General features: G+C 68.6%; 16 protein-coding genes and 3 rRNA genes. 11 read left to right on the forward strand and 8 right to left on the reverse strand.

Annotated features, from left to right (window positions below; translation table 11 throughout):
* The first annotated feature begins 402 nt into the window (after positions 1-402).
* Entirely contained in the window at positions 403-639 is a 237-nt protein-coding gene (locus OG689_RS32590; protein ID WP_266324427.1) for a DUF397 domain-containing protein, read from the forward strand.
* Between the two features lie 285 nt (positions 640-924).
* Here the strand turns inward: OG689_RS32590 and OG689_RS32595 are convergent, their stop codons facing one another.
* Positions 925-1,467, reverse strand: a complete 543-nt coding sequence (locus OG689_RS32595) for an ATP-binding protein (protein WP_266324428.1) — start codon at positions 1,465-1,467, stop codon at positions 925-927.
* Positions 1,468-1,885: 418 nt separating this feature from the next.
* On the opposite strand from OG689_RS32595, the gene OG689_RS32600 reads away from it, so the two are divergent.
* Positions 1,886-2,752: a helix-turn-helix transcriptional regulator gene (locus tag OG689_RS32600; RefSeq protein WP_266324429.1), complete on the forward strand. Its 867-nt coding sequence runs from the start codon at positions 1,886-1,888 to the stop codon at positions 2,750-2,752.
* A gap of 113 nt (positions 2,753-2,865) precedes the next feature.
* Here the strand turns inward: OG689_RS32600 and OG689_RS32605 are convergent, their stop codons facing one another.
* Positions 2,866-3,504, reverse strand: a complete 639-nt coding sequence (locus tag OG689_RS32605) for a TetR family transcriptional regulator (RefSeq protein ID WP_266324430.1) — start codon at positions 3,502-3,504, stop codon at positions 2,866-2,868.
* Between the two features lie 199 nt (positions 3,505-3,703).
* Entirely contained in the window at positions 3,704-5,248 is a 1,545-nt protein-coding gene (locus OG689_RS32610) for an MFS transporter (RefSeq protein WP_266324431.1), read from the reverse strand.
* A gap of 87 nt (positions 5,249-5,335) precedes the next feature.
* Between OG689_RS32610 and OG689_RS32615 the strand changes: the two genes are divergently transcribed.
* A complete protein-coding gene (locus tag OG689_RS32615; RefSeq protein WP_266324432.1) occupies positions 5,336-5,752 on the forward strand; it encodes a MarR family transcriptional regulator in 417 nt (138 codons plus the stop codon).
* 103 nt (positions 5,753-5,855) lie between these two features.
* Here OG689_RS32615 and OG689_RS32620 read toward each other — a convergent pair whose 3' ends face one another.
* Together OG689_RS32620 and OG689_RS32625 are read right to left on the reverse strand one after the other, a co-directional pair.
* Positions 5,856-6,815 carry a M56 family metallopeptidase gene (locus tag OG689_RS32620; protein WP_266324433.1) on the reverse strand — a complete coding sequence of 320 codons (960 nt, stop codon included), beginning with the start codon at positions 6,813-6,815 and terminating at the stop codon, positions 5,856-5,858.
* Between the two features lie 195 nt (positions 6,816-7,010).
* Positions 7,011-7,712, reverse strand: a complete 702-nt coding sequence (locus tag OG689_RS32625; RefSeq protein WP_266324434.1) for a DUF5134 domain-containing protein — start codon at positions 7,710-7,712, stop codon at positions 7,011-7,013.
* Positions 7,713-8,374: 662 nt separating this feature from the next.
* Here OG689_RS32625 and OG689_RS32630 point away from each other — a divergent pair.
* From OG689_RS32630 to rrf, 6 genes are all read left to right on the forward strand, one after another.
* Positions 8,375-9,775, forward strand: coding sequence for a DUF6421 family protein (locus OG689_RS32630; protein ID WP_266324435.1), 1,401 nt, complete (start codon positions 8,375-8,377; stop codon positions 9,773-9,775).
* A complete protein-coding gene (locus tag OG689_RS32635; protein WP_266324436.1) occupies positions 9,772-10,515 on the forward strand; it encodes an SDR family NAD(P)-dependent oxidoreductase in 744 nt (247 codons plus the stop codon). The genes OG689_RS32630 and OG689_RS32635 overlap by 4 nt, the downstream gene beginning before the upstream one ends.
* Entirely contained in the window at positions 10,512-11,588 is a 1,077-nt protein-coding gene (locus OG689_RS32640) for a low specificity L-threonine aldolase (RefSeq protein ID WP_266327605.1), read from the forward strand. The genes OG689_RS32635 and OG689_RS32640 overlap by 4 nt, the downstream gene beginning before the upstream one ends.
* A 510-nt stretch (positions 11,589-12,098) precedes the next feature.
* A 16S ribosomal RNA gene (locus OG689_RS32645) occupies positions 12,099-13,622 on the forward strand.
* A gap of 286 nt (positions 13,623-13,908) precedes the next feature.
* Positions 13,909-17,031: ribosomal RNA gene (locus OG689_RS32650) — 23S ribosomal RNA — on the forward strand.
* 88 nt (positions 17,032-17,119) lie between these two features.
* A 5S ribosomal RNA gene (rrf, locus tag OG689_RS32655) occupies positions 17,120-17,236 on the forward strand.
* The 16S, 23S and 5S rRNA genes sit together here, the layout of an rRNA operon.
* A 201-nt stretch (positions 17,237-17,437) precedes the next feature.
* Here rrf and OG689_RS32660 read toward each other — a convergent pair.
* The 3 genes from OG689_RS32660 to OG689_RS32670 form a co-directional block, all read right to left on the reverse strand.
* Positions 17,438-18,565 carry a hypothetical protein gene (locus OG689_RS32660; protein ID WP_266324437.1) on the reverse strand — a complete coding sequence of 376 codons (1,128 nt, stop codon included), beginning with the start codon at positions 18,563-18,565 and terminating at the stop codon, positions 17,438-17,440.
* Positions 18,566-18,804: 239 nt separating this feature from the next.
* A complete protein-coding gene (locus OG689_RS32665) occupies positions 18,805-19,596 on the reverse strand; it encodes a lysophospholipid acyltransferase family protein (RefSeq protein WP_266324438.1) in 792 nt (263 codons plus the stop codon).
* Between the two features lie 218 nt (positions 19,597-19,814).
* Positions 19,815-20,243 carry a DUF4395 domain-containing protein gene (locus tag OG689_RS32670; RefSeq protein WP_266324439.1) on the reverse strand — a complete coding sequence of 143 codons (429 nt, stop codon included), beginning with the start codon at positions 20,241-20,243 and terminating at the stop codon, positions 19,815-19,817.
* Between the two features lie 229 nt (positions 20,244-20,472).
* Here OG689_RS32670 and OG689_RS32675 point away from each other — a divergent pair, with 229 nt between their 5' ends.
* The gene (locus OG689_RS32675) at positions 20,473-20,886 is read left to right on the forward strand and encodes a thioredoxin family protein (RefSeq protein ID WP_266324440.1); all 414 of its coding nucleotides are present in this window, start codon (positions 20,473-20,475) and stop codon (positions 20,884-20,886) included.
* 426 nt (positions 20,887-21,312) lie between these two features.
* Positions 21,313-22,098, forward strand: a complete 786-nt coding sequence (locus tag OG689_RS32680; protein ID WP_266324441.1) for an electron transfer flavoprotein subunit beta/FixA family protein — start codon at positions 21,313-21,315, stop codon at positions 22,096-22,098.

Genomic DNA, 22,098 nt, shown 5'->3' on the forward strand with positions numbered 1-22,098 from the left:
TGTCACCCGGATCTCCCCGGTGCGGCGGCGCCACCCGGGCCGTCGGGTGACATGTATCACACGGCCCGGGCCGACTGACTGTGGGTCACGGGGGCGCGACTCCCGGCAGTCGAAGATCAACATTGCGCGGGGAGTTGCCTACGGGCGGTTATCGCGCGGTTTGTGGTTCGGTCAAGTTTGTCCGCTTACGTACCGTCGACCGAGCGGTTCCCCGACTGGTTGCATGACGCCCGGTGGTTCCTCGTGCACCTGCAACGTCCCGTGCTGATGCACGTGCACTGCAGCTATCATCACGTCAAGTGAGGCGTGTGCCGAGCCGGCAGGGGGCCGGGCCGGTGGAGGGCGGCCCGACGTGCCGCGCGCCGAACTGGACGACTACTCCGGTCTCTTCGGGAGATTTCTATGCACCACACGTACAACGGCATGGCGGCTGCGGACCTTGAGGGAGTGGTCTGGCAGAAGAGCATGCACAGCAATTCCCAGGGCAACTGCGTCGAGTTCGCCGCACTGCCGGGGGGCGATGTCGCGATGCGCAACTCTCGCTTCCCGGACGGTCCGGCACTGATCTACACGCGGGCCGAGATAGCGGCACTGCTGCTCGGCGCGAAGGACGGGGAGTTCGACCACCTGGCGCTCTGACGCCGGTTCACCGTCGCCGCGTTCCAGGGGGCCGTCGTGGGTGCTGACACCACGACGGCCGTTGTCGTCGGCGGGTGATCCGAGGCCCGCGCGCCGGGGAGGAGGCCTGTGGTGGCCGTCCCGGCCCCGTTGTGCCGGGCCCCCTGCCTGCCGGACGCCGTACCGCCGGACCTGCCCGCGCCGGACGCCGTACTGCCGGCCCCGGCCCCCGGGCGCCGCTCCGGCCGGCGCGTGACCGTACGGAGGTTCCCGCCGGGGTGCGCCGCCGTCCGATCCGCCGGGGTGTCAGGCCGAGCGCCGGTGCCGCCCGATGGCGTCCTGGGCGTGTGCGGCCGGATCCTCGGCCTCGAACAGCGCCCAGACCACCTTGCCCGCGCCGGCCAGTGGGTGCCAGCCCCAGGAGCGGCTGAAGGAGTCCACCAGGTGCAGCCCCCGGCCGGACTCCGCGACGAAGTCGGCCTCCCGGGCGACCGGCCCGGTACTGCTGGGGTCGCTGACCGCACAGACCACCTGCGGCGCGCGGTGCACCAGGCTTATCCGGATCGGCAGCCGTCCGTCGAAGGACTGCTGCGGTCCGCCCTGGGAGGGGATCGCGGCCAGGTCGGCGGCCAGGTGACCCGGATCGGGTCTGGCGCCGACGGCGTGCCGCAGGGCATTGGTCACCAGCTCGGAGGCAACCAGTGCGACGTCGTCGAAGAGGTCACCGAGTCCCCAGCGGTTGAGCGTCGTTCTGGCGAAGTCGCGCGCGGTTCTGACGGCTTCGTAGCGGGGAGCGAGCGTGCAGGTGACCACGTGGGGGTCGACCGCCAAGGCCGTACCGGTGCTCATGAAGAGCTCCTCCCATAAGGGGGCCGACACGGCTGGACCCGCCGGGGTCATGCCGGTCACCTCCGACTCGCTCGGCCGTTGGGTTGCCACCTCGTACGGCCCTTGCGCGCACACAAGTGCCCGGTCGCGCCGCAGCGCTGCCGGGCTGGTGTGCGGAGTCGCGCGTGGGGTCGACGCGGTGCCCGCGGGAATGCCAGGGATGTGCAGGTGCACGTGCACCATGGTCCTCTGCGCTCACTGCAGATGCAAGAGTCGATTCACGTGCAGTCGCACTATTGGCATATGCATGCGCCGAATGCACGTGCATCCTGGTGCTGCAGGTGCAGAACTGATAGATACATCCGTCAGTACCGGCACCGAGAGCGCTCAACTGATGGCAGACTGTGCGCTGTTTGCCCAAGGTGGAGGTTTGGACCGCATGACCACAGTTCAGCCGGGCGGCGGCTCGATGGTTCGCCGGATCCTCCTCGGCTCCCAGCTCCGCCGGCTCCGCGAGGCCCGGGGGATCACCCGCGAGGACGCCGGGTACGCCATCCGCGCGTCCGAATCCAAGATCAGCCGCATGGAGCTCGGCCGGGTCAGTTTCAAGGAGCGTGACGTCGCCGACCTCCTCAGCCTGTACGGGGTGAACGACGGTGCCGAGCGCGAGGCCCTGCTCGGCCTGGTGCGCGAGGCCAACAAGTCGGGCTGGTGGCACAGTTACAACGACGTGCTGCCCGGCTGGTTCCAGACCTACGTCGGTCTGGAGGAGGCGGCCACGCTGATCCGCACCTACGAGGTGCAGTTCATCCCCGGCCTGCTGCAGTCCGAGGAGTACGCCCGCGCCGTCTTCGGCCAGAGCCGCCCGGTGATCAGCGAGGAGGAGCTGGAACGCCGCGTCAGCCTGCGCCTGCGCCGCCAGAAGCTGCTCACCGACGGCAACAGCCCGCGGCTCTGGGCGGTCATCGACGAGGCCGCGCTGCGGCGCCCGGTCGGCGGTCCCCAGGTGATGCGCGGTCAGCTCCAGTACCTGATCGACATCGCCGAGCAGCCGAACGTGGTCATCCAGGTGATGCCGTTCCGCTTCGGGGCGCACGCCGGCGAGAGCGGCGCGTTCTCCATCCTGCGCTTCCCCGAGCAGGACCTCGCCGACGTGGTCTACCTGGAGCAGCTCACCAGCGCGCTCTACCTCGACAAGCGCGACGACGTCGACGCTTACATCCAGGTCATGGAGCGGCTCTGCGTGGACAGCCTCACGCCCGAGCGCACCATCGACCTGCTGTCCGCGATCCTGGCCGAGCGCTGACCCGCCGCCGGTCGGCGGTGTCCTGACGGCTCCGAGGGCGGCGGACCGCCCCCGGGGTAGCCGCGGAGTTCCCGGGGGCGCCAGGGCCGGTCGGCGGCCCCGCCGCGGGTCGTTCAGGCCCGGGCCGGCGGCCTGGTGCGCTCCGGCGGTGTCGGCTGCGGCGGGCACCCCATGGCCCAGGGCAGCCCGTACCGGCCGAAGAGGTCCGCCCGGATCGGCGCCAGCGGCAGTTCCGCACCCGGCAGCAGCACCCCGATGCAGCCGCCCATCAGCGCGCTGCGCAGCACGGCGTGCTCGGCCGGCGGGTCGGGCGCGCCCCAGTCGCGCAGCAGCTCCTGCAGGATCGCCCCGAACCGCTGCTGCTCCGGGTCCTTGACGAAGGCCCCCACATCGGGATCGAGGATCAGCGCCAGGTGCGAGCGCATCACCCGGGGGTGGTCCATCGCCAGCCCCAGCACCGCGTCTATCGCGCGTGCCAGCCGCTCCTCGGGGGTGGCGGCGGGGTCCAGCCGGTCCAGCGCGGCGGAGAGCTCCAGGTGCATCAGCCGGTGGGTCGCGGACTGCATCAGCAGCCGCTTGCCGTCGAAGTAGTACGACAGCAGCCCCCGGGCGAGCCCGGCCCGTTCGGCTATGTCGGAGAGCGTGGTGCCGGCATATCCGTGCTGGTCGACGAGCTCGACGGTGGCCCGCATGATGCGGCGACGGGAGCGTTGGCGCATTTCCTCGTTGACCGAATCCGCGCGAGGTGCCATCGTGTCTGCTCCGTACGTTCGTTGGCTCCCGGCCAATATACTGACCGGACGACGTGCCGAGGCCGCCGCATCCTGGGCTCCAGGATCACGGCGGACCGGTTCCGTACGGAGGCGCCGGCTCCACCAACACGGGGGTTTGGTGGAGCCGGCGCCGTCCTCCGGCCGACGTTCCGGGCCGGGGCGAGAACGACTGCGCGGGTCAGCGCTTGGTCAGCACCTCGGAGCCGGCCTGGGCGGCCTGCTGCGCCGACGGGTAATCATAGTCGGCCACCGACAACGGAATTGACCTCTTCCGACGGTCGGCCAGCACGCCGACGGTCGCCACCGCGAGCCCGGCCAGGGCCACCGCGGTGACCAGCCACAGCGCCGGGCGGTAGCCGTCCAGCTGGGCCCGCGCGCTCTCGCCGCCGCCGCTGCCGGCGGTGATCACCGCGGTGACGAGGGCCAGCACGATCGCGCCGCCGATCTGGAAGGCGCTGTTCACCAGCCCGGAGGCCAGGCCCTGCTCCTCGTCGGCCACCCCGTCGGTGGCGGCGATGTTCACCGAGGGGAAGGCCAGTGCGAAGCCGACCCCGAGCAGGATCATGCTCGGCAGCACCAGGGTCAGGTAGCCGCTGTGCTCGTCCAGCCGCAGGAAGCCCGCGTAGCCGAGGGCGAGAGCGAGCACGCCCGCCGGCAGCAGCTTGGCGGTGCCGAAGCGGTCCACGATGGCGCCCATCTTCGTGGCGGAGAGGGCGACCAGCGCGCCGGCCGGCAGCAGCCCGAAGGCCATCTCCAGGGCCGACCAGCCGAGCAGTCGCTGCAGGTACAGCGTGGCGATGAACTGGAATCCGGCGTAGGAGCCCATCAGCGTGAGGGCGATCAGGTTGGCCCTGGCCACCGCGCCGTTGCGGAAGATGCCGAGCCGGACCAGCGGGTGCGCGGTGCGCGTTTCGATCAGCAGGAACGCGGCGGCCAGCACCACCACGGCGAGCAACGAGCCGACGGTGCGCAGGCTCAGCCAGCCGGCCCCCTGGGCCTCGGTGACGGTGAAGACCAGCAGCAGCACGGCCAGCGTGCCGGTGATCGCCCCGGCCACGTCGTAGCCGCCGGAGGTCCGCTCCTCGCGGGCCTGGCGGGGGAGCAGCCGGACGGCGAAAGCCAGGGCGAGCAGGGCGACCGGTACCGGCATCAGGAAGGTCCAGCGCCAGCCGGCCGAGGTGAGCAGGCCGCTGAGCACCAGGCCGAGCGAGAAGCCGCTGGCGCCGCAGGTGGTGTAGATGGACAGGGCCCGGTTGCGGGCCGGGCCCTCGGGGAACGTCGTGGTGATGATCGACAGTCCGGCGGGGGCGGTGAAGGCGGCACTGACGCCCTTGAGGAAGCGGGCGCCGATCAGCAGCCCGCCGTCGTCGACGAGGCCGCCGAGCAGCGAGGCGGCCGCGAAGACTCCGAGGGCGACCAGGAAGACCCGGCGCCGTCCGAGCAGGTCGGCGGCGCGCCCGCCGAGCAGCAGCAGACCTCCGTAGCCGAGGACGTAACCGCTGACCACCCACTGCAGGGTGGAGGTGGACAGGTGCAGGTCGGTGCCGATGGAGGGCAGGGCCACGCCGACCATCGAGACGTCCAGGGCGTCCAGGAACATGGCGGCGCAGAGGACGACGAGGGTGCCCCAGAGGTGGGGCGTCCAGTGTTGCTCGGAGTGCGACGGATGGTCAGACGGCTTGGTCGGAGCGACGGTTGAGCCGGAGCGGCTTGGTGCGGTCATGGGGAGGACACTACATGCATGTGCAATCAATGCAAGCAAATATAATGTGAATGCAATAAATTCCTCAGCATGTGCTAGTCTGACCCCGTGTCCGAACTCGACCCCGCCGCCGATGCGGCCCTGGTGGCCGGCTGGCGCGACCTGCTGGCCCGCCACGCCGCGACGGCCTGCGCCCTGGACCGTGAACTGGGGGAGCGCCACGACCTCGGGATGAGCGAGTTCGAGGTGCTGGAACGGCTGGTCGAGAGCGAGGGGTCCCATCAGGGCATGCTGCGGGTCCAGGAGCTGGCCTGCACCGTCCACCTGAGCCAGAGCGCCCTGTCGCGGCTGATCGGCCGGCTGGAGAAGGCCGGCCTGGTCACCCGCGCCATGTGCGAGAACGACCGCCGGGGCATCTTCGTGACGCTGACCGACCAGGGCCGCGAGCGCTACGAGCGGGCCCGGCCGCTGCACCGCGAGGTGCTGGCCCGGGTGCTCGGCGGCGCCCCCGCCGTCACCGGCTGACCTCCGCCCCGAACGGCCGCTGCCGGCCCGCCCCGTCCGGCCGGCCCCGGCCCTCGTACGGCTGCCGCCCGGGCCACCGGGCGGTCGCCTTTCGGGGTCCGGCTCAGACCAGGGCGGAGATGCCCGGCGCCGCCGCCAGCAGGACGGCCGCCACCGGTGCGGCCAGGGCTGCCACCGTCAGCCGCAGCCGGTGCGAGACCGGCAGTCTGGGGTGGTCCGACAGCAGCCGGTCCACCCGCTTCGGGGACTGGGCCAGCAGCCCGGGCGGGCAGGAGCCGAACACCCCGCGCCCCAGGTTGAGTTCGGCCAGCGCCAGGGCCGTCGTGGTCCGGCCGTGCCGGCGTGCCGCCCGGTCGTCCGCGGCCAGCTCCACCAGCTCGCCCACCTGGTCGCGGAACGCGCTGAACACCCCGACCCCGGGGAACCCGGTGGCCAGCGCCTGCGCGCACTGGGACAGCCAGTGGTGGCGCGCCCGGACGTGCCCGCGCTCATGGCTGAGCACGGCGGCCAGCTCCCGGTCGGTGAGCTGCCGGATGGCGCCGGTGGTGACCACCAGCCGAGCGCCGTGCCCGGGCAGCGACCAGGCCTCGGGGCTCATGCTCTCCAGCACCACCAGCCGCTCGCGGCCCTGACGCCGACCGCGCCGGCCGCCGATCGAGTCCGGCAACTCGGGTGCCCGGTGGGCCAGTTCCGCATGACGGTGATCGCGCAGCGCGCGCGCCGAGCGGACCTCCCGGGTGAGCGCGAACAGCGTCTGGAGTCCGCCCGCGGCCAGCAGCGCCGCGCAGAGCCGCCCCCACCCCTCGGCCCCCTGCAGCCCGTACGCGGCCTCCACGCCGTGCGGCGCCCCCGAGAACAGCAGCACCCGGAGCTCCGGCAGGGCGGCCGAGGTGGCCAGCAGCAGGGCGAGCAGGCAGCACAGCAGCACCGCGACCACCAGGCACTGCCACACCAACAACCCCAGCACGGGCTCCCGTTCGACCCACCGGGCCCGGGCCAGCAGGCGCGGCGCGACGGTCGACAGCAGCAGTCCGAGCAGCAAGAGGCCGAGCAGGGCCGTCATGGCAGGGGCTCCCCCAGTACGCACGGAGCGCGACAATGCGCTCCCGGCCAACCTATGCGCTCCCCGGCCCCCGGGGAACGACTTTCGGCCACCGTGACCAACGACACCCGGCGTAGCACCGGCGGCCGCCCGGCCGGCCGCCGCCGTGCGGTCGGCGCCGGCGCCCTCGGGTCGACACCCCGGACCGGGGGCGGGTCAGAGCGTCAGCAGCATCGCGAACATGCCGATCCCCATGGTGAGCCGGCAGGCCTGGGGCAGTCCGGTGGTGCCGGTGGGCAGGACCCCGCCCGGGGTGGCCAGCAGCCGGCTGCCGGTCCAGAGCGTGTACCCGCCGAAGTACAGCAGCAGGCCGCCGGTGAGCAGCGGCAGTCCGGCGCCGGTCTGGTGATGGCTGTGCGCCGGCGACCCGGCCATGGCGAGGGCCATGTACGTCATGGCCAGGGCGCCGATCGCGTGGTGCAGCCGGTGGACCCGCCGGGCCGGCGAGTGCGGCGCGGGGGAGTGCGGGCCGGCGGAGTACGGACGGGGCGGGCCCGGGACTCCGGAGCCCGGGACTCCGGGGTCCAGGGGAGCGGGCGGCAGGACGCGCGGGTACCGGACAGGGGAGCGCGGGGCCGCCGCCCGTGGGGCCAGGGCCGCGAACAGGAACCACGCGCCGGGCAGGCCGAACACCCAGGCCCACACCGCGGGCGGCACGACGCCGCCGGACACGGCCATCGCGGCCGTCCCCAGACCCATCAGCGCCTCGGCGGCGGCCGACTCGTGACTGAGCACCCCGTGCCGGGCGCCCGGCCCCGGCCGCTCGCAGGACGGCCCGCGCAGCCGGCTCAGGCAGTACGTCCCCGAGGTGGCGGTGAGTGCAGCCAGCAGCCAGGTGACGACGGCTGGTCCGTGCATCGGCGCACCCCTCTCGACCGGTGCGTGCGGGCGTCCCTGCCACGATCACCGGTCGGGGGCGCACGCAGCAGGGCGCGTGCAGGGGCGCACGGAGGTGACCTTCGGCGTTTCCCGGTGGTCCTCAGCCCCAGCCGAGAGGTTTGGCACCGGGACGGCCTTCCCGGCCCGCCCGCCACCGGCGTCCCACGGCACCCCGTCCCCCGGCCGGTGGGCGGGCCCGCCGCGCCCCGGGGCGGGACCGGGCCGGCCGGGTCTCCCCTGGCCGGGGCTCTCCCCGGTGGCGCTGCCGGACCGCAGGCGGCAAGGTCGGCGTACGGCACCGCACAGCCCGGTGTCGCGGGGCGCCGCCGTCGCCGCGCCCCCCGAGCCGGCTTCCGCGCCGGCGGCGAGCACCGCCGCGCGCACCACGGCACGAGGCACCGGAGCAATTCCCCGGGCCCCTGCCGACAGGATCACCGCCGGGAGAGTGGCGGGAGGTGGACCGACCCCGGCCCCCGATCGAGGAGCCGTCGTCCGGGGCCTCCGCGGCCCGGTCCGGGGCCCGGCCTCCACGGTGCGGGGGCAGCGGCGGGACAGATCACTCCATGACCCCCCTTGAACAGGAGAACCTCCTGTATCTATGGTGTATCCGTCGAAATAACTCCTGTTGAAGTGAGTCAGAGATGCAGAATCTTTCGCCGAGGCTCGCTGTGGCGGCCGATGCTCCCGAGCAGACCAACGCCGGCCACCCGGCCTGGCTGAGACTGAAGGACGCCGTCGAGGCGCTGCGCCCCCTGCAGTCCAAGGACGGCTCGATCGACCTGGCCGCCGTCCAGCGGCACACGGTCGACCCGCTGCTCGAGGTCGTGCTGACCGCCGTCGAGGAGCTCGCCCCGCTCTTCCCGCACGACGCCGCGTACCTCGCCGCCGTCGGCACGGACCTGCGCAAGTGGGCGGAGACCGGCTACCGCGAGCCCGACTTCCTCGACTCCCTGATGGCCTTCCAGCCCGCCGCGCAGCGCGAGGACGGCCTGGAGCACCTGGTGGTCTTCCCGATGTACACCCAGAACGGCAACCCGGACCGCAACCTGGAAGCCGTCCTGCTGCGCGTCGTGTGGCCCGACTGGCTCGCCGAGCTGGAGCGCACCCGCTTCGACAACCCGATGTTCGTACCGATCACCTTCACCGACTTCACGGCCGGGTACGACACCAACTCCGCCGTCCTCTTCCCCGAGACCGTGGCCGTCCGCAAGGCGCCGGAACGTTTCACCTGGGGCGGCATCTTCTGCGACCGCGAGGCGGCCCGCTTCCGCGCCGTCACCGAGCGCGCCGTCGACCTGCTCGGCCTGGACATCCCCGCCGACGCGGCGAGCCTGCTGCAGGACCAGCAGCGCGCCCAGCAGACCTTCGTCCTGTGGGACCTCGTCCACGACCGCACCCACAGCCACGGCGACCTGCCGTTCGACCCCTTCATGATCAAGCAGCGCAGCCCGTTCTGGATGTACGGGCTGGAGGAGCTCCGCTGCGACCTGACCGCCTTCAAGGAGGCCGTCCGGCTGGAGGCCGAGGGCTACGCCCAGGGCCGTGACGTCCAGTACGCGATCCTCTTCGACCGGATGTTCCGCTTCCCCGTCAGCGGTGACCGGGTGCGCAACTACGACGGCCTCGGCGGCCAGCTGCTCTTCGCCTACCTGCACAAGCACGACGCGCTGCGCTGGCGCGACAACCGCCTCAGCATCGACTGGGAGCGCGTCGCCGACGTCACCAACGCCCTCTGCGGCGAGATCGAGACCCTCTACCGCGACGGCATCGACCGCCCCAAGACCGCCCACTGGATCGCCGCGTACCAGCTGGTCTCCCGCTACCTCACCCCGCACCCCGCCTCCACCTGGGCGAAGGGCCCCGACGCGCTGCCGCTCGACATCACCGAGGGCAAGGCGCTCAACAAGGCCCTGTGCGACGCCGTACTGCCCGACGAGTTCCCGCTGAGCATGTTCTTCGAGGCCCTCTCCAAGAAGCTCAGCGGCGTCATCGCCGCCACCACCGGCATCACCGGCGCCGGCATCCAGGGAGCCGCCGCATGAACGCCCTCGATGGAAAGGTGATCGCCGTCGCCGGGGCCAGCGGCCCCGCCGGCCAGGCCGTGCTGCGCCGGCTCGCCGCCGGCGGCGCGACCGTGATCGGCGCCGACATCGACCCGCGGCGCCTCGAAACGGCGCTCGACGCCGTCCGTACCGCCGTACCCGGCGCGAAGATCAGCGGCCAGGTCATCGACCTGCTCGACCCGCAGGAGGTCCACGACTGGGCCGACCACGTGGAGGCCGAGCACGGCCACGTCGACGGCGTCTTCCACCTGGTCGGCGGCTGGCGCGGCAGCAAGACCTTCTTCGAGACCCGCATCGACGACTGGGACTTCCTGCACGACACCGTGGTGCGCACCCTCCAGCACACCTCGCTGGCGTTCCAGCCCGCGCTGCTGCGCAGCGAGTCCGGCCGCTACGCGATCGTCTCGGCCTCGTCGGCCCACAAGCCGACCGCGGGCGGCGCCGCCTACGCCGCCGCCAAGGCGGCGAGCGAGGCCTGGACCCTGGCGATGGCCGACTCCTTCAAGAAGGAGACGACCTCCGGGGACGGCGTGCCGACCGCGGCGGCTGCCATTCTGGTGATCAAGGCCCTGGTCTCGCCCGAGATGCGGGCCGAGAAGCCGGACGCCAAGTTCGCCGGCTTCACCGACACCGCCGACCTCGCCGACACCCTGGCGGGCCTCTGGGACCGCCCCGCAGCAGAACTGAACGGACAGCACCTGTGGCTGACAGCCCGATGACCCCCGCCCCCGCCACCGACGCGGTACGGCACCACGACCCGGCCGTCCGCGGCTTCGCCAGCGACAACTACGCCGGCGTCCACCCGGAGATCCTGGCCGCGATAGCGGTGGCCAACGGCGGCCACCAGGTCGCGTACGGCGAGGACGACTACACCGCCCACCTCCAGGGTGTCTTCCGCAAGCACTTCGGCGACAAGGCCGAGGCCTTCCCGGTCTTCAACGGGACCGGCGCCAACGTGGTCGCCCTGCAGGCGCTGCTGCCCCGCTGGGGCGCCGTGATCGCGGCGCAGAGCGCGCACATCAACGTGGACGAGTGCGGCGCCCCCGAGAAGATCGCCGGCATCAAGCTGCTCACCGTCCCCACCCCGGACGGCAAGCTCACCCCCGAGCTGATCGACCAGCAGGCCTGGGGATGGGGGGACGAGCACCGCGCCCAGCCGCTCGCCGTCTCCATCACCCAGAGCACCGAGCTGGGCACGCTCTACACCGCGGACGAGATCAAGGCGATCTGCGACCACGCCCACCAGCACGGCATGCTCGTGCACGTGGACGGCTCGCGCCTGGCCAACGCGGCGGCCTCGCTCGGCCTGCCGCTGCGTGCCTTCACCACGGACGCCGGCGTGGACGTGCTGTCCTTCGGGGGCACCAAGAACGGCCTGCTGATGGGTGAGGCCGTGGTGGTCCTCAACCCTGAGCGGGTCCGTGACATCAAGTTCCTGCGCAAGATGTCGATGCAGCTCGCCTCGAAGATGCGCTTCGTCTCCGTGCAGTTCGAGGCGCTGCTGGCCGGCGACCTCTGGCTGCGCAACGCGAGCCACGCCAACGCGATGGCCCGCCGCCTGGAGGCCGCCGTCCGCGGGATCGACGGCGTGACGGTGGTCCGGCCGGTCCAGGCCAACGCCGTCTTCGCGCTGCTGCCCCGCGAGGTGAGCGAGCGACTGCAGAAGCAGTACCGCTTCTACTTCTGGGACGAGCACACTGGTGAGGTGCGCTGGATGGCCGCTTTCGACACCACCGAGGCGGACATCGACGCTTTCGCGGCGGCGATCGCCGAGGAGATGGCCCGCTCCTGACCGCCCCCGCACCTCGGATCGTCCCGTCCCGGAGCCCCGGGACGGGACGATTTGCTTGTGCCGCCCGGCCTCCGTAGAGTTCTCCGGGTTGCCCCAGTGGCAGCACGCTTCACCCGCAGGGATTCGGATTCAGGTTCGGATTCACCGGGGAAAAGCAGCCCGAGAAACTCTGGTAGAGTTCGGGAGCGCCGAAAGGCCAAAAGCAAATCGGATGAACGAAGCCCCGGAAAACGGAGCAGAAAACATCTGATAAGCTTGAAACACGAAAGAACGAAGCGCCCGGAGAGTTCACGAGAGTGGCTCGAAGGAAGTGTCCGTTCCTTGAGAACTCAACAGCGTGCCAAAAGTCAACGCCAGATATGTTGACATCCCCGGCCTGGATCGTTCGATCCGGGTTGGAGATTCCTTTAGTAACAAAACACTAGCGAGGACGCAGTGCGCGGGACCGCCCTATTCCGGTTGGTTGCCGTGCCGCTCAACGCGAGTGGCTCGCCGGATTACCGGCAGACATTCACGGAGAGTTTGATCCTGGCTCAGGACGAACGCTGGCGGCGTGCTTAACACATGCAAGTCGAACGGTGAAGCCCTTCGGGGTGGATCAGTGGCGAACGGGTGAGTAACACGTGGGCAATCTGCCCTGCACTCTGGGACAAGCCCTGGAAACGGGGTCTAATACCGGATATGACCTTCCTCCGCATGGGGGTTGGTGTAAAGCTCCGGCGGTGCAGGATGAGCCCGCGGCCTATCAGCTTGTTGGTGGGGTAATGGCCTACCAAGGCGACGACGGGTAGCCGGCCTGAGAGGGCGACCGGCCACACTGGGACTGAGACACGGCCCAGACTCCTACGGGAGGCAGCAGTGGGGAATATTGCACAATGGGCGAAAGCCTGATGCAGCGACGCCGCGTGAGGGATGACGGCCTTCGGGTTGTAAACCTCTTTCAGCAGGGAAGAAGCGCAAGTGACGGTACCTGCAGAAGAAGCACCGGCTAACTACGTGCCAGCAGCCGCGGTAATACGTAGGGTGCGAGCGTTGTCCGGAATTATTGGGCGTAAAGAGCTCGTAGGCGGCCTGTCGCGTCGGATGTGAAAGCCCGGGGCTTAACCCCGGGTCTGCATTCGATACGGGCAGGCTAGAGTGTGGTAGGGGAGATCGGAATTCCTGGTGTAGCGGTGAAATGCGCAGATATCAGGAGGAACACCGGTGGCGAAGGCGGATCTCTGGGCCATTACTGACGCTGAGGAGCGAAAGCGTGGGGAGCGAACAGGATTAGATACCCTGGTAGTCCACGCCGTAAACGTTGGGAACTAGGTGTTGGCGACATTCCACGTCGTCGGTGCCGCAGCTAACGCATTAAGTTCCCCGCCTGGGGAGTACGGCCGCAAGGCTAAAACTCAAAGGAATTGACGGGGGCCCGCACAAGCAGCGGAGCATGTGGCTTAATTCGACGCAACGCGAAGAACCTTACCAAGGCTTGACATATACCGGAAACGGCCAGAGATGGTCGCCCCCTTGTGGTCGGTATACAGGTGGTGCATGGTTGTCGTCAGCTCGTGTCGTGAGATGTTGGGTTAAGTCCCGCAACGAGCGCAACCCTTGTTCTGTGTTGCCAGCATGCCTTTCGGGGTGATGGGGACTCACAGGAGACTGCCGGGGTCAACTCGGAGGAAGGTGGGGACGACGTCAAATCATCATGCCCCTTATGTCTTGGGCTGCACACGTGCTACAATGGTCGGTACAAAGGGCTGCGATGCCGCGAGGCGGAGCGAATCCCAAAAAGCCGGCCTCAGTTCGGATTGGGGTCTGCAACTCGACCCCATGAAGTTGGAGTTGCTAGTAATCGCAGATCAGCATGCTGCGGTGAATACGTTCCCGGGCCTTGTACACACCGCCCGTCACGTCACGAAAGTCGGTAACACCCGAAGCCGGTGGCCTAACCCGTAAGGGGAGGAGCCGTCGAAGGTGGGACCAGCGATTGGGACGAAGTCGTAACAAGGTAGCCGTACCGGAAGGTGCGGCTGGATCACCTCCTTTCTAAGGAGCACATGGCAGCTTCGGGCGAATGTCCTGAAGTGCTAGCTCATGGGTGGAACGTTGACTATTCGGCACACGAGGTCTGTCAGGCCTCCCAAGTACTGCACTTTGGTGCGTGGAACGGGTTTCTGGCGGGTCTGGTGGGTCGGGCACGTTGTTGGGTCCTGAGGGAACGGCCGTATGGTCGTTGCTTCAGTGCCGGTCCTGCTTGAGGTCGCCCTGGTGGTGTCCGATGGTGGGTGACTGGTCGTTGTTTGAGAACTGCACAGTGGACGCGAGCATCTGTGGCCAAGTTTTTAAGGGCGCACGGTGGATGCCTTGGCACCAGGAACCGATGAAGGACGTGGGAGGCCACGATAGTCCCCGGGGAGCCGTCAACCAGGCTTTGATCCGGGGGTTTCCGAATGGGGAAACCCGGCAGTCGTCATGGGCTGTCACCCATACCTGAACACATAGGGTATGTGGAGGGAACGCGGGGAAGTGAAACATCTCAGTACCCGCAGGAAGAGAAAACAACCGTGATTCCGGGAGTAGTGGCGAGCGAAACCGGATGAGGCTAAACCTGATACGTGTGATACCCGGCAGGGGTTGCGTATGAGGGGTCGTGGGAAAGTTCTTCAGTCGTCTGCCGGCGGCTGGGTGAGTCAGAAACCGTTGGTGTAGTCGAAGGACATGCGAAAGGTCCGGCGTAGAGGGTAAGACCCCCGTAGACGAAACATCAGCGGCTCACTTGAGCTTCTCCCAAGTAGCACGGAGCCCGAGAAATTCCGTGTGAATCTGGCGGGACCACCCGCTAAGCCTAAATATTCCCTGGTGACCGATAGCGGATAGTACCGTGAGGGAATGGTGAAAAGTACCGCGGGAGCGGAGTGAAATAGTACCTGAAACCGTGTGCCTACAAGCCGTGGGAGCGTCGGACAGTGGGCTTGCCCGTCTGTCTCGTGACTGCGTGCCTTTTGAAGAATGAGCCTGCGAGTTTGCGGTGTGTAGCGAGGTTAACCCGTGTGGGGTAGCCGTAGCGAAAGCGAGTCCGAATAGGGCGATTGAGTTGCATGCCCAAGACCCGAAGCGGAGTGATCTAGCCATGGGCAGGTTGAAGCGGAGGTAAGACTTCGTGGAGGACCGAACCCACCAGGGTTGAAAACCTGGGGGATGACCTGTGGTTAGGGGTGAAAGGCCAATCAAACTCCGTGATAGCTGGTTCTCCCCGAAATGCATTTAGGTGCAGCGTCACGTGTTTCTTGCCGGAGGTAGAGCACTGGATAGGCGATGGGCCTCACCGGGTTACTGACCTTAGCCAAACTCCGAATGCCGGTAAGTGAGAGCGTGGCAGTGAGACTGTGGGGGATAAGCTCCATGGTCGAGAGGGAAACAGCCCAGAACACCGACTAAGGTCCCTAAGCGTGTGCTAAGTGGGAAAGGATGTGGAGTCGCAGAGACAACCAGGAGGTTGGCTTAGAAGCAGCCACCCTTGAAAGAGTGCGTAATAGCTCACTGGTCAAGTGATTCCGCGCCGACAATGTAGCGGGGCTCAAGCACACCACCGAAGTCGTGTCATTGCAGCAAGAGGGCCAACGCCTGCTGTGATGGGTAGGGGAGCGTCGTGTTCCGGGTGAAGCAGCGGAGGAATCCAGTTGTGGACGGGACACGAGTGAGAATGCAGGCATGAGTAGCGATACAAGAGTGAGAAACTCTTGCGCCGATTGACCAAGGGTTCCTGGGTCAAGCTGATCTGCCCAGGGTAAGTCGGGACCTAAGGCGAGGCCGACAGGCGTAGTCGATGGACAACGGGTTGATATTCCCGTACCCGCTTTGAAGCGCCAACGTCGAACCTCTGAATGCTAAAGCCGCGAAGCCGGCCTGGAGTCTTCGGACGAAGGGACGTGGTGGAGCCGCTGACCCAACAGGGTAGTAGGTGAGCGATGGGGTGACGCAGGAAGGTAGTCCAGCCCGGGCGGTGGTTGTCCCGGGGTAAGGGTGTAGGCCGAGTGATAGGCAAATCCGTCACTCATTGAGGCTGAGACCTGATGCCGAGCCGATTGTGGTGAAGTGGATGATCCTATGCTGTCGAGAAAAGCCTCTAGCGAGTTTCATGGCGGCCCGTACCCCAAACCGACTCAGGTGGTCAGGTAGAGAATACCGAGGCGTTCGGGTGAACTATGGTTAAGGAACTCGGCAAAATGCCCCCGTAACTTCGGGAGAAGGGGGGCCGGAACTGGTGATGAGTCTTGCACTCTGAGCTGGGGCCGGCCGCAGAGACCAGCGAGAAGCGACTGTTTACTAAAAACACAGGTCCGTGCGAAGCCGTAAGGCGATGTATACGGACTGACGCCTGCCCGGTGCTGGAACGTTAAGGGGACCGGTTAGTCGAGATTCGTCTCGGCGAAGCTGAGAACTTAAGCGCCAGTAAACGGCGGTGGTAACTATAACCATCCTAAGGTAGCGAAATTCCTTGTCGGGTAAGTTCCGACCTGCACGAATGGCGTAACGACTTCTCGACTGTCTCAACCATAGGCCCGGTGAAATTGCATTACGAGTAAAGATGCTCGTTTCGCGCAGCAGGACGGAAAGACCCCGGGACCTTTACTATAGCTTGATATTGGTGTTCGGTTCGGCTTGTGTAGGATAGGTGGGAGACTTTGAAGCAGCCACGCCAGTGGTTGTGGAGTCGACGTTGAAATACCACTCTGGTCGTGCTGGATGTCTAACCTGGGTCCGTGATCCGGATCAGGGACAGTGTCTGGTGGGTAGTTTAACTGGGGCGGTTGCCTCCTAAAGAGTAACGGAGGCGCCCAAAGGTTCCCTCAGCCTGGTTGGCAATCAGGTGTTGAGTGTAAGTGCACAAGGGAGCTTGACTGTGAGACCGACGGGTCGAGCAGGTGCGAAAGCAGGGACTAGTGATCCGGCGGTGGCTTGTGGAAGCGCCGTCGCTCAACGGATAAAAGGTACCCCGGGGATAACAGGCTGATCTTCCCCAAGAGTCCATATCGACGGGATGGTTTGGCACCTCGATGTCGGCTCGTCGCATCCTGGGGCTGGAGTAGGTCCCAAGGGTTGGGCTGTTCGCCCATTAAAGCGGTACGCGAGCTGGGTTTAGAACGTCGTGAGACAGTTCGGTCCCTATCCGCTGTGCGCGTAGGAATATTGAGAAGGGCTGTCCCTAGTACGAGAGGACCGGGACGGACGAACCTCTGGTGTGCCAGTTGTCCTGCCAAGGGCATGGCTGGTTGGCTACGTTCGGGAGGGATAACCGCTGAAAGCATCTAAGCGGGAAGCCTGCTTCGAGATGAGTATTCCCACCTCCTTGAGAGGGTAAGGCTCCCAGTAGACGACTGGGTTGATAGGCCGGATGTGGAAGCCCTGTAAGGGGTGGAGCTGACCGGTACTAATAGGCCGAGGGCTTGTCCTCAGTTGCTCGCGTCCACTGTGTTGTTCTGAAACAACGACCCCACCTGCCCTGGTCACGGGTGGGTGGTGCGGTGACAGTTTCATAGTGTTTCGGTGGTCATAGCATGAGGGAAACGCCCGGTTACATTCCGAACCCGGAAGCTAAGCCTCATTGCGCCGATGGTACTGCAGGGGGGACCCTGTGGGAGAGTAGGACGCCGCCGAACAATCATTGTGGAGAAGCCCTGCCGGGTAACCGGCGGGGCTTCTCTGCGTTTTCGGACCGGCGAGTTCGATTGATCCGGAAACGGCACCTCATCGGAACGCTCCCCCTCACGTCCCGCGAGCCCTGCGGGCGTACAGCATGAAAGAGCGGGCCCGATCCGGGGAGGGTCGGGCCCGCTCTTTCGGAGCCGGTGCGAGGGCGGTTACTGCGCGGCACGTCCCCACACGGGCCGGCTCTCCCACTGTTCGGGAGTGTTGGTCACTTGGGTCACGGCGGAGCCGTCCGCCTTCATCGTGTAGACCTCGGCATTGGCGCCGGAGGGCGCCTGGGCGAAGGTGACCTGCTGGCCGTCGGGTGAGTAGGCGGCGACACCGTAGAAGGTGTCGGACGGCGCCGGCGTGAGCGCGGTGACCGCACTGCCGTCGGGGTGGACGGTGTAGATGCCACCGCCGGGGGTGTAGCCGGCGCCGGCGGGGTAGGTGGTGAAAAGGATGTGGGTGCCGTCGGGCGACCAGCTGGGGCGGTCGCCGGCCCGCAGGGCCCAGGGCGTGAGCTGGCGCAGGCCGGTTCCGTCCGCGTTGATGACGAAGATCGCGGTGCTGTCCGCGGGCTGCCCGGTGGCGCTGGTGCGGTAGGCGAAGGCGAGCTGGCTGCCGTCCGGCGACCATGTGGCGTTGTCGACCTGGCCGGAGTACGGCTTGTCGTTGGTGAGCATGGTGAGGCGTTGCGCGTTGCTGCCGTCGGCGTTCATCACGAACAGATCGGAGTACTGGATCTGGTTCTGCTGGTCGTCGAGGGCGCCCCAGGCCCGGCTGAACGCGATCAGCTTGCCGTCGGGGGAGAACGCCGGGGTGCTCTCGTTCTCGTTGAGGCAGTCAGGGGCCTCGTCCTGGCAGATCTGCGGGACCTGCTGAGGCTCACCACCGGTCGACCCGACGGTCCAGAGGCGGGCGGGGCCGGTGGCCGTGCGGCGGTCGAAGGCGATCGTCCGGCCGTCGGGAGACCAGTCCGGGTGGTCGTCGACCGAGTCGGCCGACGGCTGGGTGAGTTGCTGCTTCGCACTGCCGTCGGGGGCGACGGTGAAGATGGCGCCGGTGGTGCGGCCGGGGTCGAGGAACACCCGGGTGGCGATCAGGCCGTTGCGGGCGGTGACCGCGGGGGCCGCCGGTGCGGCCGCGTCGACGACGGGCGCGGCGGAGGCAGTGTCGGCGGGAGGGCCGTTCTCCGCCGCCGAGGGCATCAGGTTGCTGTCGGCTCCGCACCCGGTGAGCAGTGATCCCAGGAACAGGGAACAGGCTGCCGCCCCGTACGAAACTCCTCTGCCGCGCATGTGTCCGTCTCCGATCCAGGACGAGAGCCCGTGAGCGGGCGCCTGTCACTGTTGCAGACGGTGGCGGGAAGGTGACGGACCGACACGCGACTCTGCGCGATCGAATGGCTACCAGAGGTTTCGACGGTCGCCGGAGAGGGAAGAACGGGCGGCCCTCGGAGGGCGCCTCGGAGCGGTCCTACGGGCAGCCTTCGGATCCCCGGTCGGCCGCTCGGCCACCCGGGGCGGCAGTCGTAGGCCTACTTGCCCTGCTCCTTGGCGGCTTCCTTGGCGGCGTGGCGCTCGGCCTTCGCCGCGGCCTCCGCCTCGTCCTCGGCCTCGGCCACCTCCATGGTGGGGGCGGTGCCGCCGAGCTGGGCGGGCAGCCACCAGGTGTCGTCCGGACCGGCGGGCTTGGCCGGGTACTCGCGCTGGACCTGGTCGAGCATCTCGGTCATCGCGGCACGCAAACGGCGGGTGACCATGACCGGCTTGTCGCCCGGGGCCAGCTCGATCGGCTTGCCGATCATGATGGTGACCGGGACGTGGCGCTTGGTGAGGGTCTTCGGGCGGCCCTTCGTCCAGAGCTGCTGGGTCCCCCAGAGGATGACCGGCAGCAGCGGGGTGCCGGAGTCGGCGGCCATCCGGGCGGCGCCGGTCTTGAACTTCTTCAGCATGAAGGAGCGGCTGATGGTGGCTTCGGGGAAGACACCGACCACCTCGCCGGCGCGCAGCGCCCGGACGGCGGCGTCGTAGGCGGGCTGGCCGTCGGTACGGTCGACCGGGATGTGCTTCATGCCGCGCATCAGGGGGCCCGAGACGGCGTGCTTGAAGACGTCGTCCTTCGCCATGAAGCGGGTCTTGCGCTTGCCGCCCCGGACGGCGCCGAGGCCGGCGAAGAGGAAGTCCAGGTAGCTGATGTGGTTGCTCACCAGCACCGCCCCGCCCGTCGCCGGGATGTTCTCGGCGCCCACGATCTTGATGCGCACGTCGAGCGCGCGGAAGACGGTGAGCGCGGCTCCGATCACCGGCGGGTACACGAACTCTGCCACGGTCAGCCCTAACTTCCACGGGCCTGGTGCCCGGTCCGGCGGTACCCGCGACGTACGGGGGCCGACCGGAAGGCGCGGCACGCCGCGACGGCCACGGGTGATACAGGACGATGATCCCCCGAACGAGTGCCGTCTGTCACGCGCGGGCGCCGCCGGACCGGCCGGTCGCGCCGGGGTTCACCCCGGTCGCGGGCCGGACCGGGCCGCGACGGCGGGGCTCACCCCGGCTGGGCGCCGGGCCGGAGCTGGACCCGGCGGACGAACAGGTACATCTCGCAGCCGAGGCAGTAGCCGAAGGCGGCGTTGAGGAAGGCGGCGGCCAGCGCACCGGCGGTGGCGAGCAGGCCCAGCCAGGTCAGGCCGGTCAGGTAGGCGACGGTGCCCACGGCGGCGAAGCCGAGGCCGACGGCCTGGGCGAAGCGCGGCGGGCGGGCGTCCTCCGTCTCGCGGGGCGGCCCGAGGCGCGGGCGGACCAGGGTGCGGTACAGCCAGCCGTACGGGGAGTACTGCAGGCCGGCGAAGGCGCCGACGGCGAAGATCAGGGCCTGGACCGCGAGTAGCGTGCCGCTGCCGCTGATCAGCACGGCGGCCAGGACGAGAGAGGTGAGGACGGCGGCGAAACGGGGGCCGCGCGGGTCGATCTGCATGGGGGCTCCGGTGCGGGGCTCGGGCGGGCTGACGGAGGCGGGTCAGCGACAGCGCGAGGCCGTGGCGCGGCACAGGTCGACCACCCGGCGGGTGGTCAGGCGCGGCAGCGCGGGGCGGTAGGAGTCCACGCGCCGATGGTACGCGGGGCCGGACCGGCCGGTCGACCCCCGGTGGGGGTGGGGTGGGGGCCCGGGCGGGAGCTCGCGGCGGGTGGCGCACACTGGAGCGATGACCGGGTTGGTGGTGTGTGTTGCCGTGCTCGCGCTGGCGAGCGCGTTCGGACTGCTGCGCGCCAGGCGCGACGGGAGGATGCGGGTGCGGACCAAGGACGACGCGGTGCGGCTGTCCGCCTCGGAGCTCGGTACGGAGCTGGGCGAGCGCGCGACGCTGGTGCAGTTCTCGACCGCCTTCTGTCAGCCCTGCCGGGCCACCCGCCGGGTCCTCGACGAGGTCGCCGGCATGGTGGCGGGGGTGGCGCACGTGGAGATCGACGCCGAGGAGAAGCTGGACCTGGTCCGCCGGCTGGAGATCCTGCGCACCCCGACCGTCCTGGTGCTGGACGCCACCGGTCGGGTGGTCCGGCGGGCGGCCGGCCAGCCGCGTCGCGCGGACGTCATCGCCGCCCTGGGCGAGGCGGTCTGAGGCTCCTTCGGATGGGACCGTCCGGCCGGACCGGGACCACGGCGAGCCTTTAGTTGATCAAGCTAGGGTGTGTCAAGACCACAGCTGCTCCCGTCGTGGCCGGTGAATCTCACAGCCGATGTGCCGCCCAGTCAGGTGGTGTTCGGCCCGGGCTGGGGCAGGATGGGCGCAGACGGTGGTGCAGCCGTCCTCCGGCCGGCCTTCTTCGGGGATCGTCCGAGGTCGTAGCGGGCCGGGGGATGCTCGCCCGGAAGTCCGGCAGCGCTAAGCTACTGGCCAGTAGTGACGGCTAAGCTACTGGCGAGTATGCTGCCAGGAAGTTCCGGACGGGCACGGGAATTCGCTGCCCGGAGCGGGCGCGTGGCGTAATCGCGCCCGCTTGCACCAGCCGCAGCCGCCGGACGAGACCAGTACAGGAGACAGGCCGTGAGCTTGAGGATCGTTGTCTGTGTGAAGTACGTGCCCGACGCGACCGGTGACCGGCGCTTCGCGGACGACCACACCACCGACCGGGAGGGCGTCGACGGCCTCCTGTCGGAGTTGGACGAGTACGGCGTGGAGCAGGCGCTGCGGATCGCGGAGGCGCACGGCGACGCGGAGGTGACGGTGCTGACGGTGGGCCCGGACGACGCGAAGGACGCGCTGCGCAAGGCCCTGTCGATGGGCGCCGACAAGGCCGTGCACGTGAACGACGACGACATCCACGGCACCGACGTGATCGGTACCTCGGCGATCATCGCGAAGGCGTTGGAGCAGACCGGTTTCGACCTGGTGGTGGGCGGCATGGCCTCCACCGACGGGACGATGGGCGTGCTGCCGGCGCTGCTCGCCGAGCGGCTGGGCGTGCCGCAGCTGACCCTGCTGTCCGAGGTCACCGTCGAGGGCACCACGGTCAAGGGCCGCCGCGACGGCGACGCCGCGACCGAGCAGGTCGAGGCGCAGCTGCCGGCGGTCGTGTCGGTGACCGACCAGTCCGGGGAGGCCCGCTACCCCTCGTTCAAGGGCATCATGGCCGCGAAGAAGAAGCCGGTGCAGTCCTTCGACCTGGACGATCTGGGCATCGACGCGGAGGAGGTCGGTCTGGCCGGTGCCTGGACCGCGGTGGAGGCCGTCACGGCCCGCCCGGCGCGCACCGCCGGCACGATCGTCAAGGACGAGGGTGAGGGCGGCAAGGCGCTCGCCGCCTACCTCGCCGAGCAGAAGTTCATCTGA

The sequence above is a fragment of the Kitasatospora sp. NBC_00240 genome (assembly GCF_026342405.1).
GTDB lineage: Bacteria > Actinomycetota > Actinomycetes > Streptomycetales > Streptomycetaceae > Kitasatospora.

Coding starts and splice junctions, on each gene's coding strand:
- OG689_RS32590 (WP_266324427.1), top strand. CDS start 403: ATGCACCACACGTACAACGGCATGGCGGCTGCGGACCTTGAGGGAGTG.
- OG689_RS32595 (WP_266324428.1), bottom strand. CDS start 1,467: ATGAGCACCGGTACGGCCTTGGCGGTCGACCCCCACGTGGTCACCTGC.
- OG689_RS32600 (WP_266324429.1), top strand. CDS start 1,886: ATGACCACAGTTCAGCCGGGCGGCGGCTCGATGGTTCGCCGGATCCTC.
- OG689_RS32605 (WP_266324430.1), bottom strand. CDS start 3,504: ATGGCACCTCGCGCGGATTCGGTCAACGAGGAAATGCGCCAACGCTCC.
- OG689_RS32610 (WP_266324431.1), bottom strand. CDS start 5,248: ATGACCGCACCAAGCCGCTCCGGCTCAACCGTCGCTCCGACCAAGCCG.
- OG689_RS32620 (WP_266324433.1), bottom strand. CDS start 6,815: ATGACGGCCCTGCTCGGCCTCTTGCTGCTCGGACTGCTGCTGTCGACC.
- OG689_RS32625 (WP_266324434.1), bottom strand. CDS start 7,712: ATGCACGGACCAGCCGTCGTCACCTGGCTGCTGGCTGCACTCACCGCC.
- OG689_RS32630 (WP_266324435.1), top strand. CDS start 8,375: ATGCAGAATCTTTCGCCGAGGCTCGCTGTGGCGGCCGATGCTCCCGAG.
- OG689_RS32635 (WP_266324436.1), top strand. CDS start 9,772: ATGAACGCCCTCGATGGAAAGGTGATCGCCGTCGCCGGGGCCAGCGGC.
- OG689_RS32640 (WP_266327605.1), top strand. CDS start 10,512: ATGACCCCCGCCCCCGCCACCGACGCGGTACGGCACCACGACCCGGCC.
- OG689_RS32660 (WP_266324437.1), bottom strand. CDS start 18,565: ATGCGCGGCAGAGGAGTTTCGTACGGGGCGGCAGCCTGTTCCCTGTTC.
- OG689_RS32670 (WP_266324439.1), bottom strand. CDS start 20,243: ATGCAGATCGACCCGCGCGGCCCCCGTTTCGCCGCCGTCCTCACCTCT.
- OG689_RS32675 (WP_266324440.1), top strand. CDS start 20,473: ATGACCGGGTTGGTGGTGTGTGTTGCCGTGCTCGCGCTGGCGAGCGCG.